General features: G+C 31.7%; 28 protein-coding genes. 8 read left to right on the plus strand and 20 right to left on the minus strand.

Going from position 1 to position 25,587, the window contains the following annotated elements; genetic code table 11:
* Positions 1 to 102: 102 nt before the first annotated feature.
* From FcAc13_RS00145 to FcAc13_RS12265, 13 genes are all read right to left on the minus strand, one after another.
* Positions 103 to 1,527, minus strand: a complete 1,425-nt coding sequence (locus FcAc13_RS00145) for a hypothetical protein (RefSeq protein WP_187754192.1) — start codon at positions 1,525 to 1,527, stop codon at positions 103 to 105.
* Between the two features lie 4 nt (positions 1,528 to 1,531).
* The gene (locus FcAc13_RS00150; protein WP_187754193.1) at positions 1,532 to 2,302 is read right to left on the minus strand and encodes a peptidoglycan-binding domain-containing protein; all 771 of its coding nucleotides are present in this window, start codon (positions 2,300 to 2,302) and stop codon (positions 1,532 to 1,534) included.
* A gap of 96 nt (positions 2,303 to 2,398) precedes the next feature.
* Positions 2,399 to 3,388: a hypothetical protein gene (locus FcAc13_RS00155; RefSeq protein WP_187754194.1), complete on the minus strand. Its 990-nt coding sequence runs from the start codon at positions 3,386 to 3,388 to the stop codon at positions 2,399 to 2,401.
* 3 nt (positions 3,389 to 3,391) lie between these two features.
* Positions 3,392 to 3,997, minus strand: coding sequence for a hypothetical protein (locus FcAc13_RS00160; RefSeq protein ID WP_187754195.1), 606 nt, complete (start codon positions 3,995 to 3,997; stop codon positions 3,392 to 3,394).
* Between the two features lie 145 nt (positions 3,998 to 4,142).
* The gene (locus FcAc13_RS00165) at positions 4,143 to 4,733 is read right to left on the minus strand and encodes a hypothetical protein (protein ID WP_187754196.1); all 591 of its coding nucleotides are present in this window, start codon (positions 4,731 to 4,733) and stop codon (positions 4,143 to 4,145) included.
* 2 nt (positions 4,734 to 4,735) lie between these two features.
* Complete coding sequence (locus FcAc13_RS00170; RefSeq protein WP_187754197.1) at positions 4,736 to 5,293, minus strand: hypothetical protein; 558 nt, start codon at positions 5,291 to 5,293, stop codon at positions 4,736 to 4,738.
* A gap of 186 nt (positions 5,294 to 5,479) precedes the next feature.
* Positions 5,480 to 6,022, minus strand: coding sequence for a hypothetical protein (locus FcAc13_RS00175; RefSeq protein ID WP_187754198.1), 543 nt, complete (start codon positions 6,020 to 6,022; stop codon positions 5,480 to 5,482).
* Positions 6,023 to 6,421: 399 nt separating this feature from the next.
* Positions 6,422 to 7,027 (minus strand): hypothetical protein, encoded by a 606-nt coding sequence (locus FcAc13_RS00180; protein ID WP_187754199.1) that lies wholly within the window; start codon positions 7,025 to 7,027, stop codon positions 6,422 to 6,424.
* Positions 7,028 to 7,441: 414 nt separating this feature from the next.
* Complete coding sequence (locus FcAc13_RS00185; protein ID WP_187754200.1) at positions 7,442 to 8,047, minus strand: hypothetical protein; 606 nt, start codon at positions 8,045 to 8,047, stop codon at positions 7,442 to 7,444.
* Complete coding sequence (locus FcAc13_RS00190) at positions 8,010 to 8,300, minus strand: hypothetical protein (RefSeq protein ID WP_187754201.1); 291 nt, start codon at positions 8,298 to 8,300, stop codon at positions 8,010 to 8,012. The genes FcAc13_RS00185 and FcAc13_RS00190 overlap by 38 nt, the downstream gene beginning before the upstream one ends.
* 161 nt (positions 8,301 to 8,461) lie before the next feature.
* Positions 8,462 to 9,067, minus strand: coding sequence for a hypothetical protein (locus FcAc13_RS00195; protein ID WP_187754202.1), 606 nt, complete (start codon positions 9,065 to 9,067; stop codon positions 8,462 to 8,464).
* 27 nt (positions 9,068 to 9,094) lie between these two features.
* Complete coding sequence (locus tag FcAc13_RS00200; protein ID WP_187754203.1) at positions 9,095 to 9,517, minus strand: M15 family metallopeptidase; 423 nt, start codon at positions 9,515 to 9,517, stop codon at positions 9,095 to 9,097.
* An 18-nt stretch (positions 9,518 to 9,535) separates the two neighbouring features.
* Positions 9,536 to 9,664, minus strand: coding sequence for a hypothetical protein (locus tag FcAc13_RS12265; RefSeq protein WP_281382586.1), 129 nt, complete (start codon positions 9,662 to 9,664; stop codon positions 9,536 to 9,538).
* A gap of 281 nt (positions 9,665 to 9,945) precedes the next feature.
* Between FcAc13_RS12265 and FcAc13_RS00205 the strand changes: the two genes are divergently transcribed.
* The 7 genes from FcAc13_RS00205 to FcAc13_RS00235 all read left to right on the plus strand — a co-directional run bounded on the left by FcAc13_RS00205 (position 9,946) and on the right by FcAc13_RS00235 (position 17,336).
* Positions 9,946 to 11,856 (plus strand): BglG family transcription antiterminator, encoded by a 1,911-nt coding sequence (locus tag FcAc13_RS00205; protein WP_187754204.1) that lies wholly within the window; start codon positions 9,946 to 9,948, stop codon positions 11,854 to 11,856.
* A gap of 7 nt (positions 11,857 to 11,863) precedes the next feature.
* The gene (locus tag FcAc13_RS00210; protein WP_223064487.1) at positions 11,864 to 12,337 is read left to right on the plus strand and encodes a fructose PTS transporter subunit IIA; all 474 of its coding nucleotides are present in this window, start codon (positions 11,864 to 11,866) and stop codon (positions 12,335 to 12,337) included.
* 11 nt (positions 12,338 to 12,348) lie between these two features.
* Positions 12,349 to 12,663 carry a PTS fructose transporter subunit IIB gene (locus FcAc13_RS00215; protein WP_187754206.1) on the plus strand — a complete coding sequence of 105 codons (315 nt, stop codon included), beginning with the start codon at positions 12,349 to 12,351 and terminating at the stop codon, positions 12,661 to 12,663.
* 17 nt (positions 12,664 to 12,680) lie between these two features.
* Positions 12,681 to 13,736 (plus strand): PTS fructose transporter subunit IIC, encoded by a 1,056-nt coding sequence (locus FcAc13_RS00220; protein WP_187754207.1) that lies wholly within the window; start codon positions 12,681 to 12,683, stop codon positions 13,734 to 13,736.
* Between the two features lie 19 nt (positions 13,737 to 13,755).
* Positions 13,756 to 15,027 (plus strand): class II D-tagatose-bisphosphate aldolase non-catalytic subunit, encoded by a 1,272-nt coding sequence (locus FcAc13_RS00225; RefSeq protein ID WP_187754208.1) that lies wholly within the window; start codon positions 13,756 to 13,758, stop codon positions 15,025 to 15,027.
* A gap of 252 nt (positions 15,028 to 15,279) precedes the next feature.
* Complete coding sequence (gene tal, locus FcAc13_RS00230) at positions 15,280 to 16,230, plus strand: transaldolase (protein ID WP_187754209.1); 951 nt, start codon at positions 15,280 to 15,282, stop codon at positions 16,228 to 16,230.
* A 446-nt stretch (positions 16,231 to 16,676) separates the two neighbouring features.
* A complete protein-coding gene (locus FcAc13_RS00235) occupies positions 16,677 to 17,336 on the plus strand; it encodes an HAD-IA family hydrolase (protein WP_187754210.1) in 660 nt (219 codons plus the stop codon).
* Positions 17,337 to 17,682: 346 nt separating this feature from the next.
* Here FcAc13_RS00235 and FcAc13_RS00240 read toward each other — a convergent pair whose 3' ends face one another.
* The 6 genes from FcAc13_RS00240 to metN all read right to left on the minus strand — a co-directional run bounded on the left by FcAc13_RS00240 (position 17,683) and on the right by metN (position 23,783).
* Positions 17,683 to 18,372 (minus strand): winged helix-turn-helix domain-containing protein, encoded by a 690-nt coding sequence (locus tag FcAc13_RS00240; protein ID WP_187754211.1) that lies wholly within the window; start codon positions 18,370 to 18,372, stop codon positions 17,683 to 17,685.
* 478 nt (positions 18,373 to 18,850) lie between these two features.
* Positions 18,851 to 20,194, minus strand: coding sequence for a histidine-type phosphatase (locus FcAc13_RS00245; RefSeq protein ID WP_187754212.1), 1,344 nt, complete (start codon positions 20,192 to 20,194; stop codon positions 18,851 to 18,853).
* A gap of 88 nt (positions 20,195 to 20,282) precedes the next feature.
* The gene (gene tsaA / locus FcAc13_RS00250; RefSeq protein ID WP_187754213.1) at positions 20,283 to 20,978 is read right to left on the minus strand and encodes a tRNA (N6-threonylcarbamoyladenosine(37)-N6)-methyltransferase TrmO; all 696 of its coding nucleotides are present in this window, start codon (positions 20,976 to 20,978) and stop codon (positions 20,283 to 20,285) included.
* Between the two features lie 99 nt (positions 20,979 to 21,077).
* Positions 21,078 to 21,959, minus strand: a complete 882-nt coding sequence (locus tag FcAc13_RS00255) for a MetQ/NlpA family ABC transporter substrate-binding protein (RefSeq protein WP_187754214.1) — start codon at positions 21,957 to 21,959, stop codon at positions 21,078 to 21,080.
* Positions 21,960 to 21,979: 20 nt separating this feature from the next.
* Positions 21,980 to 22,639 (minus strand): methionine ABC transporter permease MetI, encoded by a 660-nt coding sequence (locus FcAc13_RS00260; protein ID WP_187754217.1) that lies wholly within the window; start codon positions 22,637 to 22,639, stop codon positions 21,980 to 21,982.
* A gap of 112 nt (positions 22,640 to 22,751) precedes the next feature.
* Positions 22,752 to 23,783 carry a methionine ABC transporter ATP-binding protein MetN gene (metN, locus tag FcAc13_RS00265; RefSeq protein ID WP_187754215.1) on the minus strand — a complete coding sequence of 344 codons (1,032 nt, stop codon included), beginning with the start codon at positions 23,781 to 23,783 and terminating at the stop codon, positions 22,752 to 22,754.
* A 115-nt stretch (positions 23,784 to 23,898) separates the two neighbouring features.
* Between metN and gmhB the strand changes: the two genes are divergently transcribed.
* Positions 23,899 to 24,435, plus strand: coding sequence for a D-glycero-beta-D-manno-heptose 1,7-bisphosphate 7-phosphatase (gmhB, locus tag FcAc13_RS00270; RefSeq protein WP_187754216.1), 537 nt, complete (start codon positions 23,899 to 23,901; stop codon positions 24,433 to 24,435).
* A 36-nt stretch (positions 24,436 to 24,471) separates the two neighbouring features.
* Here gmhB and FcAc13_RS00275 read toward each other — a convergent pair whose 3' ends face one another.
* Positions 24,472 to 25,191, minus strand: a complete 720-nt coding sequence (locus FcAc13_RS00275) for a DUF4184 family protein (RefSeq protein WP_246415063.1) — start codon at positions 25,189 to 25,191, stop codon at positions 24,472 to 24,474.
* Between the last annotated feature and the right edge of the window lie 396 nt (positions 25,192 to 25,587).

Consider the following 25,587-nt stretch of genomic DNA (forward strand, 5'->3'; position numbering starts at 1 on the left):
TAACCAGACATTCATAATGTCGGTTTTTATCCCAAATCACAGCCAAAATTCAACAAAATTGTTTTTTATTAGATAAAGATCTGATGCATCATTATTTTTACATCAATCATAATCCATTTCTTGATCAGTTAATTCACTTTCTGTAGGTTGCCTGTAGGCTGCGAGATAATTTTCACCCACAATAAAGAGCATTTCGTTCATATAAATCGCTTTATTTCCATTTAGTAGATATTTAGCTAATGGTGATTTGTCGATATTGTCAAATGTGATATATTCCAACTCGTTACTAATATCTATATTAAATTCTTTAAAATTTTCGACTTGCTGTTGATAGCGTTTTTCGTTACCAAATAACTGTTTTGATTTCGCTTTACCAAAGGTGAATGAATAAGCTTGTTGATAATTAATACAAAGCTTTTTATCAGCAGGATTTAAGGTTAGTGTGATATCATCAAGTTCATCGAATGTAATTTTCTTAAAGCGCATATAATTATTTGCTTGTTGACTAGTTAGTAAAAGGCTTTTTGTTGAATGTATTTTGTTATCTTTAACCGCTAATTTACTGTAGCAATTTGACGTGACAGGTAATTCTTGAAACTTCCCTTCTTTAGTCACTTGAAAATGTTGTACTTCTATTGTTTCATCTTCAAAACGTTGGCGACGCTCAATAAAATAGTTTTTATCTATGGTAAAATAACGATAACCAACCGTGTAACCGCTACCACCAGGACCGCCTCGAGTTGTAGTCCGATAATCAAATAACACCAGTTTATCCAGAACGTTATAATCATTAGAAAATAGATATAAATATGAATCCGACTCACCACTATCCCAGCCTACATCAATAAATATTGGATTTATAATCGGTGAAATAGAAGGATACTTTGCTCCAAATATATCTGTTGCAAACCAAGGAAGATCTAAAAAATTTTTAAAATGAATGGATAAATTTTTTAATACATCGTCTTGATATAAAATAAAAGCATCGTTTGCATTAAACGGAACATTGATTATGGGCAACAGAGGAACTTGTTTAATAAATTCTTTTTCAAAATAAGGTTTTGAATAAAATACTGGCTTACCATCTTTTCCAAACAGAAGCAGCATATCATCCAATAATACTACCTGCCGGTTTTGTGTTACATACTGTTTTAATAGGCTGTTATCAATATTTTTATCGAATTGAAGATAAGTAATGTTATCATTTAATTTAATATTATAATTATATTCTAATAATGCTTGCTGTTTTTTTAAAGCAAAATATGTTTTTTCTATATTATTGCTTACAAAAAAATCTTCTGCAGGCATCGTATTACGTTTAATTAAAAACGACTGATTATTGAAATAAAATTTATTACCACGTAATTTTATATCAAAATCAATTGTTGTTTCATCTACCGATGTATTGCTAATACCATAAATAATTCCCCAATTATCTGGCGCTTTTTTTTCATCAGCCATCGCTGATGATGCTATTAAATTTAATAATAGAGAAAATACTACAAAATAGTAATTACTTTGTTTCATATTGTTAACCTTTAGTAGTAATTAATGTTTGCATTGATGCGCCATTGACTTGTTCAACACTTTGAGCAAAAAATGTTTCGATTGGGTACTCTTCTTGAAACTTATCAATCGCTTTAATTACTTGCATATTAATAACTTCCGTTTCTTCATCTTTCAAATAATCACGTTGAAACTGTTTGATCATGTTTTCTGTTCTTTCCGTAAACTCATCAGTCGGGACATTGCCACCAAAACCAACTAGACGGATATTGATCTCTCGAATTATTTCATCTTTATCGCCTTTTTGGAAAAGAACTTTATTATCAGAGAAAAAATTTATCCTAGATATAGGATGCATAAACCACACCCGACCATTTTGACTCAAGGTGGCTGGCGTTGATGAAGTTTCTGCTTGTTGTTTTGAGCTGTCTTCTGCCTTATCTTTTTCAGTGTCGCTTTGTTTTGTCTTTTGACTTTGCTTAGTTAAACCTTTGGCTACACCGTCCCACCTAAGCATTTTTGTCGCTTTTTCTTTGGCGTTTTCCCATATGATTAATTTCTTTTTAGACTCCGCTTTATCATCTTTCAGAAAACTTTGATAATCTTTTCTTTGTTGCTCTAAGCTTTGTTTTGTTGATTCTTGTTGGCTTGCGTCTAACTTACTAACATATGCATCACGTTTTGCTTCATCACCGTTTTTTATATAACCCAAATAGTTTTCCGCATCATCTGTCATTTCACTGTTTAACTCTTCCCATTCCGGTCGTTTACCTTCAGTATTTAGTTCGGCATACATTCACTTTCATATTTAACTAACAGATGCCCTATACGCTCTGCTGTCCAGCACTAGTAAAACAGTATTACTAAACGATCAAAATTGTAGAAGTTATTACTATTTAATATTTTGGTGAGGATAATATTCCGCCAATTTTTGATCTATGTCCTCTATTTTTTGATGTAGTTGTTCTGTTAAACATTTGGTAATCTTATAGGTAAAATTCTTCGTTTCATCCTGATAATTTGGAGGTTGTGAAGTTAAACACACCATATTGATTTCTTTATCTATTATTTCCATGAACTCGTTAGCATGAGGATTTTTAGTTTTAAGAAAATTCAATTTTTGAGATAAAATATTATGATAGTAACGATAAGATTCTATACTACAACTAGTTGAGTATTCTTCTTGATAACAAGTTTTTAGTTTATTAATTTGATATTTTGATGTTTCAAGCGAACCTTCGAGAATTTTAAATTGATCAGGATAAATAATTTGATATTTATAACCTTCGTCAATTAATAATGCTATAAGTTGAAACTGTAAGCTTTTTTTATCTATTTGGTAATGTTTCCAAAATATTGGTTTTACACTGGTTTCGACATCTTTTGCCAATAATACATAAACATCCATATTAGGTGATATATAATAGTATTGATTACTTAACCAATAATAACCTTCAACATCATAAGAACTATTTGCCAATATAATTTTATCTTCAAGGTTTCCTTCATGACTGAGAGATAAGTTAAGCTCTTTAACTGGATATATTTTATTATTAACGGTTTTATTATAGATTTTTTTATCAATTGTAAGCGTTACATCATCTACATCATATATAACAACATTATTTCTAATAACGTCATATAAATTATCAAAATATGAAGCCATTTGATTAATTGGACAACGCTCAAGTATTTCTTCTCGTTCAGTATTTGAAATATGCCAAAAATTATCGTTCTTTTCGCAATCTTTTGTTAGTTTAGTGATATCTATCGCGTTAAGAAAAGATTTACCTTTATAGTTCTCAATAACATTAATTTCCTCTCCATAACAACAAAAACTGACAAAAAATAAAACTATTTGGATAAACAATAAATTTTTCATTACTTAATCCTTTATTGTGTTAAAAAAGCCTGAAGAACTCATTTGATATTTCTTTTCTTTGGTATAAATTTTTTTATCTTTTGGATTTTCATCTAGCTCAAATAGATTTTGTTGTTGATGTTGTTTTATTAATATTTTACCATCAGGCTTTATTACAAAATCATTCCAATAGGATATTTCGCCATTTTGAATTTTGTACAAAAGTATAGCATCAATCAAATTTCCATTATTACCATAACTATATAATTGAAAAGTAAAAACTTTTTCATCATTTTCACCTATAGCCATTTGAATAATGCCTTTATATAAAATGTCCTTATAATAAAAATAGCCATGAGGAAAATAAAAAGTTGTTTTAGTAAGATATTCAAATAATTTTGGTTTAAATGAAAATTCTTTATTGGTAAATCTTAATGGAAATGGCATATTAGGGGAAAGATATAAGCCATATTCTCCCCAATAATAATATTTTTTTAACTGATTGGAAGAATAGGGTAATTTAATTTTATGATAGTAAGGTAAATCACTCTTAAAATTTTCTGACAATGCAATATTTACATTAAATAATGATAATAGACAGATTATGATAAATCTTTGAATATATTTCATTATTAAATTTCCTCAATGTTATTCATGCTTAATACAATATCTTAATTAATATTGTATTTTTTATTAGAATATTATTTAATATAGTAAAATAAAGGCGATAAAGAAAATGTCTTTGGTTAGTCTAATTTAAACTTTGTCACAATCGTTATTCAAAATTAATATTACCCATATTATCAATTAAATAATAACTTACCTTATGTTGTTCAGTCATAAGCTTGTCTGTTTCTATATCAATGCAATATTCTGATTCTATTATTTCAAATTTCTTATTTTTATAAATACGTGTTCTTTTATTGATTGAGCACTCTGCTTGTGCACCATCCACAACAATCATTTTACTAATCAGTTGATTACTCTTATCAAAAATCTGTAATTCAAGAGATGGAAGGTTATAATATGAATCTTGATCATTACGATCCCAATAAGCAAAAAGGTACACATTTAGCTTGTTATCAAGCGGAAGCTTTTTAAATAATATAGCTTCACCTGTGTAAGGTTTTCTATGCTCAACCATGCTTAATAAAGGTGTATTGGGATCAAAAAGCGCATTCAATGGATTTTTTTCATCATATATTTGATTATTATCCGCAAAAAAGTCTTTCAAAGAATGATAGGAAGAGGTTTTTTTTGAATATCCTTTAAATTCATAAAGGATATTATTAAGATTTTTATCTTCTGCAAAAGAAAAGAACGAGACTAATAAAATACATATATAGAAAAATTGAAATCTGATCATTTTTAATCCTGTACATTTATAATTAAGTTAAAATCAAAACCGCATATATGTAAATGATGATGATGTCTATATCCATTTGGCGGATCTTTTTTCATATGTTTTGTATATTTAAGTAAAGTATTTGATTGTTTCTTATATGTAAAATATTCCGAATACATTAACGATGTTCTAGCCCAACCAAATTTATATAATGCAGTATTAAATTTTTCTTGCTCATCAAAATCAAAAGTTGAATAAGATAGCCATGTTAGCTCACCATTTCTTTTTTCTGATATATACCTTAGATCTCCTGCAATCCCATTTATATGAGATTTGCTCTCTACATATTTAGCGTCATGAGTGCTAAATCCGTTAAAGCCTAAATAATCAGCATTTAGTTCTAACATAGCGCCGAGCAAACCAGCAAAACAATTAGGATTTAGATACCATCTATTATGATCACTATTAAATGTTGCAAATTTTGCTTTAACACTACCATCAGATGAAATGTATCCATTTTCAAATTCCTTAACATTAATTAATTCCACGTCATGTTCTTGCGGAATATTTCCTCTCGCCATAGCCTTAGTCACATAAACAGTAAAAATACCTAACTCATGTATTTTTTTATTCTTATCATGCTAGATATGATAAGTCACAATTCCCGCTCCAGGAAAATAATCAACCATTGCGCTGGGGTAAATAAACCAAGCTTTGAGATGAATCGATATAAAACAGATTAGGTGTATTAACTTTTATTATTTTATTCATAATTTATCTAAATGTGCACAACCCTCAAATATTTCACCTTTATAGTCGATAAAAATTTCATAGATTGAAGCAGGTTCATCAAGATTTGCTTCGCAAAAAGTTCCATTAGAAAGACTACGAATTAAACCATAAATACCATTATTAGAATGGAAGATTGTCACAAAATTATTTGTTAAAGCAGAAGATTTTATATCTATAGAAATTTTAACGTTTTCTTCTTTATTAAGCCTAAATTGCAATTTATTCTTACTTATTATGGCATTCCAAAAAGGTTCATAACCACTCGCATGAAACCCTATAGAATTTTGTTTGACTTTATCCCAAAAAATATGCGGTGATAATATATCTATTTGTTGCATTTGCTGTAATTCTGACAGGCTTATCCAATCTATTTTTTTATTTTTAAGATTTAAAAAATTTCGCTTACCATTTTCTGTACTTCCTAAAGATAAATATTCTTGATTAGAAGAATTTTCATATATTTCCTGTGCTAATAATAAATTAGGTAATATCAATAATAATAAAATTAATTGTTTCATATAATATCCTTATTTACCGTGAGGGTTGCCTTTTAAAATTGGTGTCCATGAATATTTATTGATAGCAAATAGAATTTTTGATTTGTTATATCCCCAATGTTTTGTCTGTTGGTTTAGCTTCGCTTTGTTAAACCTTTGGCTACATCATCCTACCACAGCTATTTTGTTGCTCTAATCCTTGTTTTGTTGATTTTTGTTCGCTCAGTTCTATTTTACTCAGAAAAGCATCACGTCTCGTTTCATCACCGTCTTTATCTTTTTGTGTGTCTGTATTTTCATTTTTTAATTGAAATTTTGTGACAATGCACCTATTAGTAAAAAACCTGATTTAAAATATATCTCCACTTAGCATAATATATTTATCGGGCTACTTACTGTTAGATATATAAAGAAAAATTGTTAATTATAGCATTTATCGATAATGGTTTTTCGTTCAATTGATTTGTCCAGATTATTACTCAGATAATCAATAATATCAGTTAAGCACTCAATACGTTGTTTACTAATAAGCAACATGTTTTTTTCTTTGTTTTCTAATATGCCTTTTTTTTCTAGCATAGAAGATAAAATTTTGTATTGTTTAAGCATAAAGGGGTAATTGAAACAATCCGAACATACTGGATCATCCCAATTTATTTGTTTACTATCATATTCATATGTCCTGCTAACTTTTTCATCTATTTGTAATTGAATAAACAGTACTTTTGATGTTGGATAATCCTTAAAAAGATAAGCAAGCTCCTCAGCTATAACCCATACAGGTACTGTCCTTTTGTCATCTACAATTCTTTTAAACTCATCTTCAAAATATTGCTTTTGCGTTGCCGTCAATGATGAAATTTTCTTTTCATATAAATCTGTGCATTCTTCAATAGGATGCTCTACCATCCAATTCAAATCACAGTCATGAAAACTCTTAGCAAGAGCTTGACTTGCACTGCAGCTAAAAAAACAGATCAATAAAAATTTACTTATTAACTTCCAAAAGTGCGACAATATTATCATTATTTTTTCCTTTTCCTCTATGTTTAACTAGATAATCATGTAATTCTGGATATTTTTCATAATCAACAATAGATACACAACCATTAAACAGATGCCAAATATGAATAAATCGTTCTTCAGAAGGAATTTTACCTGCATCTGCCGGCGTTTGGGTGATGAATTTCGGCTAATTTTTACAAGTAAAACATTCCACGTGTAGACATGTTTTAAATTAACTTGTTAATAAACCAGTTTTTAGCGGTAAAGTCGCCATATCTATATCATTAGCATTTTTTTGTGTATCAGTGTTTTTATTTTTTAATTGAGATTTTGTGACAATACACCCTTTAGTAACAAACCTGACTTAAAATATATCATCACTTAACATAATATATTTATCAGGTTACTTACTGTTAGGTGTATAAAGAAAAATTGTTAATTATAGCATTTATCGATAATGGTTTTTTGTTCAATTGATTTGCCCAGATTATTACTCAGATAATCAATAATATCAGTTAAGCACTCAATACGTTGTTTACTAATAAGCAACATGTTTTTTTCTTTGGTTTCTAATATGCCTTTTTTTTCTAGCATAGAAGATAAAATTTTGTATTGTTTAAGCATAAAAGGGTAATAGTAACAATCCGAACATACTGGATCATCCCAATTTATTTGGGTACTATCATATTTATATGTCTTGCTAACTTTTTCACTTAATTGTAATTTAGTAAACAGTACTTTTGATGTTGGATAATCCTTAAAAAGATAAGCAAGCTCCTCATATATACCCCATACAGGTACTGTCCTTTTGTCATCTACAATTCTTTTAAACTCATCTTCAAAATATTGCTTTTGCGTTGCCGTCAATGATGAAATTTTCTTTTCATATAAATCTGTGCATTCTTCAATAGGATGCTCTACCGTAAAATTCAAATCACAGTCATGAAAACTCTTAGCAAGAGCTTGACTTGCAATGCAGCTAAAAAAACAGATCAATAAAAATTTACTTAATAACTTCCATAAATGCGACAATATTATCATTATTCTTTCCTTTTCCTCTATGTTTAACTAGATAATCATGTGATTCTGGATATTTTTCATAATCAACAATAGATACACAACCATTAAACAGATGCCAAATATGAATAAATCGTTCTTCAGAAGGAATTTTACCTGCATCTGCCGGCGTTTGGGTGATGAACGTCGGCAAATCTTCACAAGTAAAACATTCAACATGTAAACTTGGTTTATATTGACTTGCTGTTAAACCTGTTTTTAGCGGTAAAGTCGCCATCTCTATATCATTAGCATTTTTTGGTGTATCAGTGTTTTTATTTTTTAATTGAGATTTTGTGACAATACACCCTTTAGTAACAAACCTGATTTAAAATATATCTCCACTTAGCATAATATATTTATCAGGTTACTTACTGTTAGGTGTATAAAGAAAAACTATTAATTATAGCATTTATCGATAATGGTTTTTCGTTCAATTGATTTGTCCAGATTATTACTCAGATAATCAATAATATCAGTTAAGCACTCAATACGTTGTTTACTAATAAGCAACATGTTTTTTTCTTTGGTATCTAATATGCCTTTTTTTTCTAGCATAGAAGATAAAATTTTAAATTGTTTAAGCATAAAGGAGTAATATAAACAATCCGAACATGTTGGATCATCCCAATTTATTTGTTTACTATCATATTCATTTGTCCTGCTAACTTTTTCATCTATTTGTAATTTAATAAACAGTACTTTTGATGTTGGATAATCCTTAAAAAGATAAGAAAGCTCCTCAGCTATAACCCATACAGGTACTGTCCTTTTGTCATCTACAATTCTTTTAAACTCATCTTCAAAATATTGCTTTTGCGTTGCCGTCAATGATGAAATTTTCTTTTCATATAAATCTGTGCATTCTTCAATAGGATGCTCTACCATCCAATTCAAATCACAGTCATGAAAACTCTTAGCAATAGCTTGACTTGCACTGCAGCTAAAAAAACAAATAAATAAAAATTTACTTAATAACTTCCAAAAGTGCGACAATATCATCATTATTTTTTCCTTTTCCTCTATGTTTAACTAAATAATCATGTATTTCTGGATATTTTTCATAATCAACAATAGATACACAACCATTAAACAGATGCCAAAGAGGATAATCTTTTTGCTTTTTCCAATAGCCTCTTCAAGAAAAATCATTTCTATAACATCTATTACTAGTCCATAGTTATGATAACTATATTCCCCTATAACCCAAGTCACTATAAAACCTGATGTAGTTCTACCTTGCTCATAAAGCCTATTTTGTTCTTCAATAGTTCTAAGCCAAGTTGTAACTCTTATCTGTATACCGAATTCTTTTTCAACTTCATTGATGAAATTCACCGCTTTTTGACGAATTTGCGGATGTAATAACGCTATCCTTGAGTTTGTTACTTTGTCCCACGTTTCAGTTTTTTTCACTTCGATATTAAAATAACCCACCATTACAAATGGATGCATAAACCACTCCCTAACGTTTTAGCTAAAGGTGGTAGGCGTTGATGAAGTTTCGGTTCGTTGAGTTGAGGTGGCTGGTGTTTTAACCTTTTCAGTGATCGCGTTACTTTGTTCTGCCTGTCCGTTTTGCTTAGCTAAAACTTTTACCACTTCTTTTACCAAAGTACTCTCGCTATCTTCTATTATATACCCCAAATAGTTTTAAGCATCTTCAGTTCTGACTCATCGCTGTTTTTTATTCTTTAAATAACTTAACTGCTGATTATTGGATAAACTCTGATTTAGTAATTTATTATTAAAAAATCAATATGTGGTATTTCTATGAGTAGCATTTTTATTGCAACAATTTATTGAAGATCTTTGTGATATAAAAAATATGCTAGCTAACTATAATCAAACCATAGTTTTGGTTTTGAACAAGGAGGCATCATATGCTAACGCAAAGGCAAGCGTGTTTAGCTAGGTTGCTAATTAAACAAAATGGATACAAAACTGTAAAGTATTATGCTCAAGAACTCAATATTTCACAACGCACAGTCCATTCTGATTTAGTACAAATTGGTAATAGCTTATTAAAACAAGGTTATGTTTTAGATAAAAAACCAGGCATTGGTATAGCGGTAAAAAAGACTCACAAAGCCAGTTCTGGCTCCAAAGTTAGAACGCTGACCTTATCCAAATTTAATCGACGAAAAAAAATTATTGAACTAATGTTGCTTGAGGGAAAAACCGTTACGTTTGAATATTTGTCAACATTATTTTCCGTCAGCAAGTCTTCCATTGAACACGATCTTAAATTTGTGAAAAAATTGTTAACTTCCAAAAATAGACTACAACTGATAAGTGATGCTGCAGGAACTCGCTTATTCGGTTCCGAAATCGACATTCAAAATGCTTATTTAATCTTCAATTTTTTCATTTATGAAGCCAGCTTGGATATTTTAGATGATGGTAATGCAAAATTAATGACATTAACTCATTATTATGGTGAACAAAATGTTAAAACCTGTTTTCGTGTTTTGTATGCATACGTACGTTTAGATAGCAATTTTATTGCTGAACATTATATATTTAATGTATTGAATATGTTGGTTATTATGGTTTATCGGGCAAAAAATAATCACCACATTGATGAGAATATTACGATAAATGATAATGTTCAATTATTCAAAAATAGTGCAAAAAATTTATTAAAAAAAATATCATCAAGACTCAATTTTTCTTTTAGTGATGGTGATATCAATTATTTATCAAAGTGTCTGCTATCCAATCGAATTGACATATGTGCTTCTAATCAATGTGATATTACACTGGTTGATAAAATTATTTCGAGCGTAGGCGCTTCGCTATACATTGATTTTAGCAAAGATTATAAATTACGTGATTATTTGATACAGCATATTCCGCCGATGCTATATCGATTAAGAGAAGGGATTAAAATTAATAATCCTTTTGCAACACAAGTTAAACATGATTTTTCTGTTTTATTTAATTTAATATGGATTATTGCTAGCGAATGTGAAGATGAATTGGGTATAACATTCAATAGTGATGAAATCGGTTTTTTAACAATTCATTTTCAGGCAGCCATTGAGCGGGTCAAACATGGCAAGAAAATTTTGGTGGTTTGTCAAAATGGTATTGCAACAACTGAACTTTTAGTCAATCGAATTATCAGGGTATTACCATCATTAACTACAATAGAAGTCGCCTCGGTGAGTGAATTAAATAATGAAACACTTGCGAATGTTGATTTAATCATATCTACAATTAATTTATCGCTTGATTGTATTAAAGTCATTGTCGTTTCGCCACTATTAAGCGAACAAGATATCCGGAATATCTTGAATATTTATGGTGAGCAGCTGGTATTAAATGATCATATTCAAGAAGGTGAATTAACCTTTTTTTATCTTAATAATTATCTGAATAAAGATTTTATTTATTTAAATCAAAATTATAACTCAAAAGAAGAGTTGATAAATTGCATTGGTGAAAAATTAATTGCTCAGCAAATCATTCAACCTGAGTTTGTTCAAGGCATGATTAATCGCGAAGCTTTAGGTGGAACTGACTTACCAACTGGAGTGGCTATTCCTCATGGCAATCCTAAATTCGTTAAACAGACCCAAATAATCATGGTTACCAATTTCAAAGCGATTAAGTGGAATGAACATTTAGTCAAGATGATCATTATTGTGTGTATTGCCGAAAAAGACACCAAAAATTTAAAGAAAATCTTAGCTGAGGTGTATTCGTTAGTAAAAAATAAATCTGTTATAAATCAATTATGTGAAATATCAAATAATCAAACTTTTATCCATTATTTAAAAGGTGCTTGAGATGAATATGTCAGCCAACAGAGTAATTCGAAATGATATGATTTTTTTGAACGAAAGAATTAGTTCTAAGGAAAATGCCTTATATTTTCTGACAACGAAAGCTGTACAAGTAAAGATAATTACTCAGCAAGAAGAATTTTTAAGTAAGGTATTAGAACGTGAAGCAATGGTATCAACCGCAGTCGGGTATCAAATTGCAATGCCGCATGGTAAAAGTCAGGCAGTACAACAACCTTTTATCGGGTTTTTACGCACCTTAGAGCCTTTCGTTTGGTCAACACAAGATAATGAAGCAGTCAATATGGTTTTTTTGATCGGCGTACCCGCTGAAAATCAAGGAAACATTCATTTAAAAGTGATATCTCAATTAAGCAAAAAATTATTACACGATTCATTTCGCGAGCAATTATCGCAATTGAATCAGGTCGATGAAATCTATTCACTATTAGCATCGCTTAATAAAAATTTATCCGCAAAATAGGAGTAATTGTCATGAAAATTGTTGCTGTAACAGCGTGCCCAACTGGGATCGCTCATACCTATATGTCACAAGAAGCGATTGAACGCGAATGTAAAAAACGTGGTTATCAAGTCAAGGTTGAAACACAAGGGAGTATGGGCATCGAGAACGAATTAACACAATCTGACATTGAAGAAGCTGATGTTGTTATATTGGCCGTAGGTATTGGCATTGATGGTGAAGAACGGTTTGATGAAAAACGGGATAACGGAAAAGTTATCGAAGCCAATCCTAGTTTAGTCATAAAAGATCCGAGTAAATTTATTGATGAAGCAGAAAAATTATAAATCCAAGGAGGCGGTATATGTCAAAAGCTAATCTGATATTAAAAGATATTCAAAAAGCATTTAATACCGGTGTTTCATTTATGTTACCTGCGGTTGTTGTTGGAGGGATTTTTTTAGCTATAGCCCTATCAACCGGGGAGGCCGGTGATTCAGGAATGCAAATAACCAATCAATTTATGAAAAATTTGAACGATCTTGGTGCGATTGGTTTCACTATGATGATTCCGTTGTTATCTGGTTATATTGCCTATTCTTTAGCCGGCAAACCAGGGATTGTACCGGGAATGATACTCGGTTATTTAGCAAACACCCCAGTAGGTAGTGAAGCAATAAAAACCGGATTTTTAGGTGCAATGATATTAGGTGTGGCTGCTGGTTACTTTGTTTGTTGGTGTAAAACGTGGAAGGTTCCCGCAACAATCAGAACCATAATGCCAATTTTGATTATCCCGATTTTCGTTATTTTTGTATTAGGCATGTTCTATATTTATGTGATTGCCTATCCAATTGGCGTTGCAATGAATTGGTTAGTTAGTTTCCTAAGCAGCTTACAAGGTAGTAGTGCCATTTTATTAGGTCTGGTTATTGGTGCTATGACTGCGATTGATATGGGGGGACCAATAAACAAAACAGCAACCGCATTTACTCTTTTTTTAATGGCTGAAGGTGTGTATGGTCCAAATGGCGCACATCGCATTGCCGTTGCTATTCCACCGTTAGCCATGGGGGTATCTGTATTTATTGATAAGAAAAAATATAGTAGCGAAGAACGTGATTTAGGACTTCCTGCTTTCTTTATGGGGTTAATCGGTATTACCGAAGGAGCAATACCTTTTGCAGCTAGAGACATGAAGCGCGTATTACCTGCAATTATGATTGGTAGTGCAATTGGTGGTGCGTTAGGCATGATGAATAATGTTGAAACCTTGGTACCACACGGTGGTTTAATTGTTTTACCAGCCGTAAATGGCAAGCTTTGGTACGCACTTTCAATGTTTATTGGTGTGGCAATATCGGTGTTAATTCTACATTTCACTAAACCAAATATCGATCAAGCTGATAGTAACGTCTAACATTAATTGGAGAAATAAAATGAATAAATTATCCATCAAAAAAGTAGTTCATGGTCTATTAGAATTACAAAATACAGGGGAAAGCGCTGTTATTTTAGGTATTGGTCCTATGTCTAAAAATTGTGTACAAGCTGCGTTGGAGTTATCTAAAGAAGATGATTATCCGATAATGTTTATTGCTAGTCGTAACCAGGTTGATGCCGATGAGTTAGGTGGTGGATATGTCAATAATTGGAACCAGTTTACTTTTGTGCAAGCGGTAAAAGATGTTCAAAGGGCAATTGGCTATGATAATTTATGCTATATCTGTCGTGATCATGGTGGTCCATGGCAACGTGATAAAGAACGAAATGATCATTTGCCCATAGAAGAGGCGATGAAATTAGGTAAAAAATCGTATGTTGCTGACATTGAAGCAGGCTTTGATCTCTTAATGATAGATCCAACAAAAGATCCAATAGAAGTGGGAAAAGTAATCCCTTTAGATACTGTCTTGGAACGCACTGTAGACCTCATTGAATTTTGTGAGCAACAAAGAATTGCCAGAAACCTACCTGAAATTGGTTATGAAGTCGGGACTGAAGAAACCAACGGAGGATTAACCTCAACAGATACTTACGAAAAATTTATTTTGAAACTCAAAGTTGAACTAGGAAAACGTAACTTACCTATGCCAACTTTTATTGTAGGTCAAACTGGCACTTTGACGCGTAAAACAGAGCAAATTGGTAAATTTAACTTTAAAAATGCATATAGCTTAGCAGAGATGGCAAAACAGTACGGTGTAGGGTTAAAAGAACACAATGGTGATTATTTTGATGATGTGACATTATTGGAACATATCCCTTCAAATATTGTTGCATCGAATGTGGCGCCACAATATGGTACACAGGAAACGCGAGCTTATTTGAATTTAGCTAAAGTAGAAAAACGTTTGAAAGAACAAGGTTTAATTGAAAATGTATCTGCAGTAAGGGACGTATTATTAGAACATGCCATTAAGTGTGAACGTTGGCGTAAATGGATGGTGGGTGAGCAGAAAAATTTAACTATTGCCCAAATAACCAATGATTCAACTTTATCTGAAGAAATACTGGATATAGCGGGTCACTATACGTTTAATGAAGATAAAGTTAAGCAAGAAATAGAAAAAATGTATCGTAATTTGAAAAAGAATAATATTGATGGTCAACGATATGTCATTGATTATATCAAAAGACCTATTCGAGATTATGCAGAGTCTTATCATTTAAAAGGCGTCACAACACGAATTAAACGTGTTTTGGCATAAATTATATAAATAAATATCTGTAATAAATTCTAAAAGCTAAATCAACAATAGATTGCTTATTTTTTGAGGATAGGCAAAAGGGGAACTTTTGCCTATTCAAGTGTAAAACACTATTACAGATATCATTCATAGAGTCTAAGTAATGATCAGATATAACTTGTTTTAGTGTATAGCAAAAGTAGCCTACCCCAAAACAATATGAGTGTTATCTGAAATACACCTTTGTCGCTCTTAAATTGTAGGACATGTAATATGAGTCAATTAGATGAGTTTAAACATTTCACAGTTGTGGTAGCCGATACCGGTGATATCGATTCAATTAAACAATTTGCACCGGAAGATGCGACAACTAATCCTTCTCTAATACTAAAAGCTGCACAATTATCACAATACCAATCTTTAATTGATTTGGCAATCGAAACAGCTAAAACTAAAGGTGGTAGTAAACAAGCGCAATTACTTAATGCTAGCGATCAAGTTGCTGTTAATATTGGGGTTGAAATTCTGAAAATTATTCCCGGCCGTATTTCAACTGAAGTCGACGCCCGACTATCTTTCGATAAACAAGGTAGTATTGATAAAGCACATAAAATTATCAAGCTTTACCAAGAAAAGGGTATTGATAAATCACGAATTTTGATCAAAATAGCTGCAACTTGGGAAGGGATTAAAGCAGCAGAATATCTTGAAAAAGAAGGAATAAACTGTAATTTAACGCTTTTGTTTTCATTTGCACAAGCTCGGGCATGTGCTGAAGCCGGGGTGTTTTTGATCTCTCCTTTTGTTGGGCGCATTTATGATTGGTATCAAGCAAAAGAAATAATCGATCCTTATATTGTCGATCAAGATCCCGGTGTTGTTTCTGTTCGTAATATTTATAACTACTATAAACAACATGGTTATAAAACGATTGTCATGGGAGCTAGCTTCCGTAAAATCGAACAAATATTGGCATTAACTGGATGTGATCGTTTAACTATTGCCCCCGATTTTCTAGCAACAATGAAAAAATCGACCGCCTCGGTAAGCTGTAAATTATCTGCCAATCAACCTGTTGTAACTAGGCCAAACTTAATGAGTGAATCAGAGTTTAGATGGCAACATAATTCTGATGCAATGGCTGTTGAAAAGTTAGCTGAAGGTATACGCGCGTTTGCTATTGATCAAGGTAAACTCGAAGCTATGTTAGCTAATCGGCTATAAATTATTTGTATACAAAGCTATCTTGTTGAGATAGCTTTTTAGCTCGTTAAAAATATTATTTGTGGACTTTTGTTATATAAAAAGCAAATATTACCGCAATTAATTTTACGAACTATCTGATCCTCACAAAAAAACAGAAGTCGCTACCATGATATTAACTAAATGAGTACGTTAAAAGGTTATTTGATTGGAAATGATGTGACAAATTTAATCATAAGAGTGGCTTTAATTATGGATCAAAAATTCTGCTGTTTGCTCTATGAACATAGAGAAGCGGCTTAACCTAGCAGTTGGTTAGCGCATTTTAGTCATTATTTAAATGATAAATTCCATTTTGACAAGCTTGGTTAATACTATAGAAATAGCATAATCTTCATTGTGGCTTTATAATTCATATGACTCATAATAGTAATTTATTATTAACTACACATATGGAATTAAATAATATGGCAATACATGAAATTAAAACAAAAGCATTCCTTTTTGATATGGATGGTACATTAGTTGATTCAAGACCTGTAGTCGAAAATGTACTTAGAAAATTTTCTGAAAAACATAATCTCGAATTACAAAAGGTTATTGATTATGCACATGGTCGGCAATCTATTGATACTGCTACTCATTTTCTAGGTAATAATGATTTTGCTATGCAAGAAGCCAAATTTCTCGAGCGTGAAGAGCTCTTACCGCAATCTTTAAAACTTGTTAAAGCTATGACTGGAGCAAAAGAACTATTAGACTTAATTGACCCTAATGATTGGGTGTTAGTCACTTCAGCAAGTAGAGAAATAGCACTAGAAAGAATGAAAGCGGCCCAATTACCTATTCCTAAAATTACCGTTTGCGCTGAAGATGTCACAAATGGTAAACCTAGTCCCGATGGTTATTTATTAGCAGCAACAAAAATTGATATACCTATTCAACAGTGTGTTGTTTTCGAAGATGCTGAAGCAGGCATCCAAGCTGGTATAAATAGCGGTGCACAAGTGTTGGCGGTTAATGGCTTTGTCAATAACGTACCAAATTCAGTATATCAGGTAAATTCACTGGATAAAATTACCATAACGCATGAACAAGATTTTTATAGATTAAGTTTTACAATCTAAATAATCGTAAATGATATTAATGCGTAAGAATGGCCTCATTGAAAGGTGTTTAGAATATATTAAGGTAACTTATTACGCGCTAATCTGATAGTGTTGCATTGTCTATCAATAAAACTAGCCACTAGTTAATTTAGTGGTTAATTTTCTATTTTTTAATATCAATTTTATACATGTAGTGAAAATAAATTCAATCATCGACATAATATTTTTAACAAGAAATTTATTCATCAATGATGATAAATATGATATTTAATTCACAATATTTTATTGTCATAGAGCGTGGGCGAAAATTCAAAATAACAAAAGACTGCTAAATCAGCTTACGTTAAAAAATTGCTGCGATGTATCATTTTCTTAGTTCTAAAACATAACCCATGCCACGTATTGAGTGAATTAGTTTTCTTTTAAAACCTTGGTCAATTTTATTTCTTAATCTTTTAATTGCCACATCGACTAAGTTAGTTTGATTGTCGAAATTAATGTCCCAAACATGGGAAGTAATAAATGTTCTGGATAGAGGTTCACCGATATGCTGCATCATTAATGCTAATAATGAAAACTCTTTAGCCGTCAGGTGAATCGTTTTATTGCCTCGAACAACATAATGGCGTCGCCAATTTAACTGCAAATCATCAATGACATATATTTCATCCTCTTCAATTCGATGATGCTGATTACGCCTTATAAGGGCTTTTATTCGGGCTAATATTTCTTGAAAAGAAAAAGGTCTGGCAAGATAATCATCCGCACCAGCTTCTAGAGCTCGGATATGCCACTCAACTTGATTTTTATCTGAAAGTAATAGAATAGGGACTTGTTTATGGCTATAACGGATAGTTTGCAACACATCCCAACCGTTCATTTTTGGAAGAAGGATATCTAAAATAATAATATCAAATTGTTTAGTTAATAGCAGTTCGAGACCATCTAATCCATTATGAGCAGAATCAATATGGTTATAGCCTGATTGATTTAACAGACCGATCAGTTTTTCAACTTTATTTGAATTACTAATGATAAGTATATTTATAGACATTAATTAGCTTCTTTAAAGTGATATTTTTACTAAGAATCCATAATTCAATCTTTGCCAAACAACTTAAATTAATTGAAACCGTTTACTCATTTGATTGGAAAAACATATCGAGTAATCATTTACAAAAACGCGATATTATGTTGAATTATGTAGCAGATTTACTTACCTAAGTATTTAACAAAATAATTTATTAGATAGTGAATTTGACACCTTTTCCATATAAGACTCTCTGATATTTTAATTATTGTTATCGTTAACTAATGACATCATATGCTTTTTCAAATTACTTTTATATGACATATTTATTACAAATTTCGCAATAAATTTACTATTAAATAAAAATTCTAAATAAAATGGCTAGTTAAGCTATCATAATCATGATAAGAAATCATACCTATCCACCAATTTTTTAAGATCTAATATGGCATCAAATATATTGAGCTTGGCAGGAAGTTAAAATAATTAAGAAATGAGTAAGTTAATTTAAATTCAAAAGCCAATGTTTTATATCTTCCTCTTCTGTTAAACCTAAATGATTTAGCTTATTAATATAGAATTGTTTAACATCAGTCCATTGGTAATAAGGATAGCGAGTCGTCTCAACCGGTAGATGGATTTCTCTTTCGTTCAATAACACTTTAACTAACAGTGGTTGAGTGATATCAGTACTTCGATAGAATATCAATTGTATATTGGCTCCCATCGGGATAATTTGTTCAGCGTGCCAGAAATGTGGATAATTTTCTATAGTATCAGTGATTTGAAAAGTACCTTCTAATTCCATTAGTGTGGCTAAAGGTGAAAGTGTTTCAGCATGAGCAAAACGAAAATTGGCATCGGTATCATTAGAATGAATTGCGTGATCAGACGATCTTATTATTTCAAGAAGTAGCGGTGCGGCAATTTTGATTTGTATACCATTGTTGTCAAAGGCTGGACCGATTTGTAAATAGTTTTTGGCTGTTACTACCGTTGTAAACCACTCTTTTTCTAGTGGAGTAAAATAATTATCAAAGTTAATTTGATTCGAATGAAGTATTTCTGGTGTGAAAGAGAACGTTTCCTGAAAAATATTGAATAATGCTATTACAAAATCGGTACTTGTAATGATAGTTTCATCAGTCATTTTTATTCCATTGTTCAATTTTGAAATAAATGATGGCGTAAAAATGCGGTGAATAATATGTTGACTGAAAAATTTTGTTAAATCTGTTTGTTCAAGTGTATGGATTTGTTGTTTTAGCTGGTGGCTGTTTTTATATTTTGTGTAAGCGGGGGAATAATCAAAAAAACGGAGTAATGTTTGATTATGTTCGGGCTGCTGTTGAATTTCCAGATTAGCATATAATGCTTCAAAGGGGGATAAAAATGCTCGAGCACTATCTATGGTGCGCTGAGAAGTTGTCGACATTGTGGCAATATGGTTGCCATGAAAGATAGTTGGATAATGATGTAACATTCGACTAGCGATTTGTTTGAGATCATCTTTCCCTAGTTCAGTTAATTTGCCATATTGATTGTGGTTTAAGGCAATAATTTTATTTAATTGTGTCAGTAAATCCCTGCCTAGAATCGTTAATTGTTGTTGTTCTGCTAATTGTAAAATTTGTTGTATGATGGTTTCGTATTTAGATTTACTGATATAGCGTGCCCCATGCCGGCCAATGTGATTGATATAAAATGGTTGATAGCCTGGAGGTGCGGCAGTTAATGTCGGTATAGTACTATAGTGATAGCTAGATTTTGAACCAGAAATTGACTGTTCAGCAAAACTAAAAAATGCGCTTAATAAAAGTAAGCTCGCGATATAGTATTTCATCATAATACCATGCCATCATTTAATAATGAATAATATATCATAATAATAACAATACGTTATCCTAAATTTATCCTTTTGAGTCGATATCCGGTTAACCTATTATTTTTTCAACATTAAGCACAACAGCATGATTATTTTCAACTTGCCAACGAATATTAAAATGATATAACTTGATACCAAACTCTTGTTTCCCCGATTTATTTTTTTTATAGGCGGGTCTAGGATCTTGAGCGATGACCTGAATAATTAAATTGCGTAGTTCAAGCTGATTGACAAGTTCCCGTTCCACTTGTGGACTAAATTCGACCGTCAATCCACAATCTGGTTTCTCTACGGCATAGCTTGCTTGGGCATCGGGGTAGCTATCACTATATGGGATATAAGGTTTTATATCAATGATAGGAGTTTGATCAATCAGATCAACACTACCTAATTTTAAAATGATTTGTTCCTTATGTATAACAATATCATGCAATTCAACCGCCGAAAGACCAATAGGATTTGGCCTAAAAGTTGAGCGGCTTGCAAAAACACCAACGCGTTCATTCCCGCCAAGTCTGGGTGGTCTGACGGTATTATGCCAACCTTGTTGAGCGGTACCAGAGAATATGAAGAGCAACCATAAATGTGAAAACTTTTCTAAACCTCTTATACAATCAGGATGATTAAAAGGCGTAATGAAATGAAGTTCACCTCTGGCTAATGGAACTAAATTGGGTTGTCGGGGTACACCAAACTTTTCTTTATAGGGTGAACGTATGATGCCAATAGTTTTAAGATCAATCATAATGATGTTTGATAGCTTGAAAAATGGAGAAGATAATTAAAGGATTTAATATTGTATCATCCCTTAATTATCATATAGTTTTTTTGTATAAAATAGTAATTACCAACCTTTCACAGCACTACCATTAAACACTTCATTCGCTTTTTGTACCGCAGCATCACTATGTCGTGCATTGATATATTTAACAATGTTTGGATCATCTTTGTTGTCTTCACGAGCAACGATAATATTGACATATGGGGAATCTTTATCTTCTACAAAAATACCATCATGATTAGCAGTTAAATTAATTTGCCCTGCAAATGCGTTATTGATAATCGCAAAATCAACCTGCGCATCATCCAGTGAACGTGGTAATAATGGTGCTTCAATTTCTAGAATGTTTAAATGATAAGGATTGTCAGTAATATCAACAACCGCAGGGAATAATCCTTTATCAGGATTTACTGTGATTAATCCTTGTTTTTGTAACAATAATAACGCTCGACCTAAATTAGTCGGATCATTTGGAATTGCAACGGTTGAATAAGGTTTAATTAAGTAAGATTCACCACGAGGTGAAGTTACAATCATACCCTCTTCGTGATTTACTACGTCTGTAATAGGTTTAAGTTTATGGGTATAAGCGGCAATTGGGTGGACAAATGTTTTACCCACTGAGACTAATTTATAACCTCTTTCCTCAATTTGTTGATCTAAGAAAGGTTGGTGCTGAAAATCATTAATATCAATTTGTTTACTATCTAAAGCTTGATTAGGAATTACATAATCATTAAAAATCACTAATTCCACATCTAAATTATATAATTTTTTAGCTTGTTCTTTAGTGGCTTCGGCAACTTCTTGATCTGGACCAGAAACCACGCCGACTTTTAAAACCGTTGGTTTTATCGAAGCATCAACTGATTTTTTATTATCACATGCCGTGAGTAATACACTGCTAGCAAGGGCTGTTACAATGGCAAGTTTTTTTAATAGCATAATCTATTCCTTTTCTAATGTTAGTGGTGTGTAACGCGTTTAACAATCATATTACCAATAAATTGTATTGTAAAAACGATAAGAATCAATATGATAAGTACAGTATTCATGATTGCAGGTTTATAGCTATACAGACCATAATAGCGTGCTAATTCTCCCAATCCACCCGATCCTATCGCACCAACCATTGCGACATAGCCATTTAATGTAATTAGCGTAATGGTTAAGCTATTGATAATAACTGGCATTGCTTCGGGTAATAACACTTTGCGGATGATTTGCAATGGTGTTGCTCCCATAGAGCGAGCAGCCTCAATCAAACCAGTTTGGATATCTAATAGGGCATTTTCAATCATACGTGCAATAAGCGGCGCAACACCAATACTCAGTGGCACAATAGCCGCTTGTCGACCTAAGAATACTCCTTGACCAGTCATAATAAGCATAATGAAAGTCGTAAATGGAATAATCCAAAACAATAAAATAATAAAGGGAATTGAACGTAATAAATTGGTAAAAAACGACAATAATCCCGAAGCAATTTGGCACTCTAAAATCTGATTTTTGCGCGTGGTATAAAGTAAAATACCTAAAGGGAGACCAATAATTGTGCCCCATAATCCGGATAATACTGTCATATAAATAGTATTATCGGTTTCTTGAGCGATTTTAAAAATCATTTTTTCATTAAAGCCATCAAACTGTGCACAGAGGTTGACAAAGTTTGACCAAAAATCATAACCGGATAAATGACGGATCAAGGTTTCAAATGGTTTAAAAGAGGGAATAAAATCAAACATATCCAAGAACCTCTACAGTAATATTATTGGTTTGTAAAAATTTAATTGCATTTTGTGTATTTTGCGAGTTACCAATCATTTCCGTTAGCATAATGCCAAACTTAATACCACCAGCATAATCCATTTGCGCACTGATAATATTATTATCAATATTAAACTCTTTAGCTGCTTGCGATAAGCATGGCGTATCAACCGATACGCCAGCAAATTTAAGACGTAGTAGAGGATATAAACCATCTTGAGGTATTGGTGATAATTTTTGTAGATAGTCGTCAGGAATATCCAAATGTAAAGTCGATTGAATAAATTGTTGTGTGACTTCATTTTTAGGATGCGAAAAGATTTCACCTACGGTAGATTGTTCAACTAATTCACCTTGACTAATTACGGCCACTTGATCACAGATCTGTTTAACAACATCCATTTCATGAGTAATTAGCAGAATTGTTAAACCTAACTTTTGGTTGATATCTTTTAGTAATTCCAAAATAGAACGAGTAGTTTCGGGATCCAAAGCACTTGTTGCTTCATCACATAATAAAACTTTAGGATCGTTTGCCAAAGCTCTGGCAATCGCTACACGTTGTTTTTGTCCACCAGACAGATTAGCTGGATAAACATTCCATTTATCTTGTAATCCAACTAATTCAAGAAGTTGATTGACCTTAGGTGTGATCTTTTTCTTGGGTAAACCAATAAATTCTAAGGGTAAAGCAATGTTTTCGAAAACCGTTCTTGATGATAACAAGTTAAAGTGTTGAAAAATCATACTAATTTTTCGACGAGTTTGTATTAACATTCTGTTTGATAATGTGGTTATATCTTGATTGTCAACGATCACTTTACCGGAAGTTGGTCGCTCCAGTAAATTAACACATCGAATTAGTGTGCTTTTTCCTGCACCTGATTTACCAATAACGCCAAATATTTGTCCGGCAGGGACATGTAAGTTTATATCTTTTAGCGCATATATTGGTTGTTTATTATGAATAAACGTTTTAGAAATATTTTCGAGTTTGATCATAAAATTCTAAATAATGGATGTTAGTTTCAGAATGTTAAGACGTCTAGACATCTAAGTCAATAACTATTATGCTAATGATCTTGATTAAGATAATTTCCACAATAGAGTAAAAATAATGAAGCCAGCTATTTTTTTGGATCGTGATGGAACAATAAATATTGACTATAATTATGTGCATAAAATTGATGATTTCCATTTTATTGATGGGGTAGTTGATGCATTAAAAGAATTAAAAAACATGGGTTTTTTGTTGGTTATCACGACTAACCAATCAGGTATTGCAAGAAATAAATTTACTGAAGAGCAATTTAATACCTTAACTGAGTGGATGGATTGGTCATTACAAGACCGAGGTGTTGACATTGATGGTATTTATTATTGCCCACATGATCCTCTGGTTGATGACTGTGAATGCCGAAAACCAAATCCCGGTATGATACAAACAGCAGCGAAAGAGTTAAAAATTGATATTGCCAACTCTTATATGGTCGGTGACCGAGTGTCTGATTTATTGTCGGGGAAAAAGGCCGGAGTTAAAAAAACGGTTTTGGTGAAAACCGGTGATGCCATTACTGAAGAAGCATTAGCGCAAGCTGATTGGGTAATCGATAGCTTGGCGGATTTACCCAATAAAATAAAAGCAGAGTCATAATTTTCTAAAAATACTATCGTTATACGGCATTTAAAATTAATGTCGTATAATTCTCACGATAAGAGGTGATAATATTAACCCCAAAAATAGTGCATTAATAAAGTTCACCACACTTTGACCAAAGGTATGAATAGTATTGGCGAAAAAAAGAGAAAAACAACTTAAAAAAATCAAAAATACTGCCCCCCAATATAGAAAGCTAATTTTATTTGTCTTATCAACCAAGATCGGTAATTTGAGAATAAAGAGGCATATTAAACTCAATCCTATCAAAGTACTTCCATGTTGGAGTAATTGGTAGATAGGAATATCTGTATTTTTTAATGAGAGAGTCTGTTGTAAAAATGGAAGTTGTTGTACAAAAAAGCCAGTCAAGTGAGTAAAACTATCCCAACCTAAATGAGACAGTGCGCCAATTAATGCAGAAGTTATGACTATAAACCAATGATGGTAGCAATATTCACTCCAATTAAAATTTAAATAATGAGCAAATCGTTTATAAAGAAAATGAGGCAAATTCTTAATCAATTCATTACGAATAATAAAGTGAAAGATAAAAGCAAGCGTTAATGTTATTGGTAGGTCAAAATAAAAGATACCTGATAAAGTATGGCTCATATCACTTTTTATTTTCATTCTAAGAAAATATTCAAAGTCAGGTGACATACTACCTATAATTAAGGTTGTCATGGAAAAAAATTTAGGCTTTTTGTAAAAAGGTAAAACAATTGCTGGATGTGCAAAAGTGAAAGGCATAAAAAATCCACTTAAAAAGTTAGACTGAAAAGATAAGTAACGATTATATAATCAATAGTAAATTAAAGAAAAGTTTGTAAAATTTGTATAGGATTAGTTTATTTTCAATACGGCATGGGTAAAAAAAGCACAAACAGAAATAAAATTTCAATAATCGCTTGCATGATTTATTTTTGCTCTTATAATGCCGACCCACTAACCGATGATGATTCGCAATGATTAAATGTTTCATCAAGGTAAATTGTGAAGTAAAGATTTTTTAGTTTGTTTTAAGAATATAAATAAAATTAAAAAAGTTACTTGACAATAAAGTAAGGTAAGCGTAACATACGCAACCCTTGAGACAGTAAACCTAGAAGGTAAACTGTTAGCTCTTTAAAAAGTAAAAACAGACAA

The sequence above is a fragment of the Frischella japonica genome (assembly GCF_014489845.1).
Classification (GTDB): domain Bacteria; phylum Pseudomonadota; class Gammaproteobacteria; order Enterobacterales; family Orbaceae; genus Frischella; species Frischella japonica.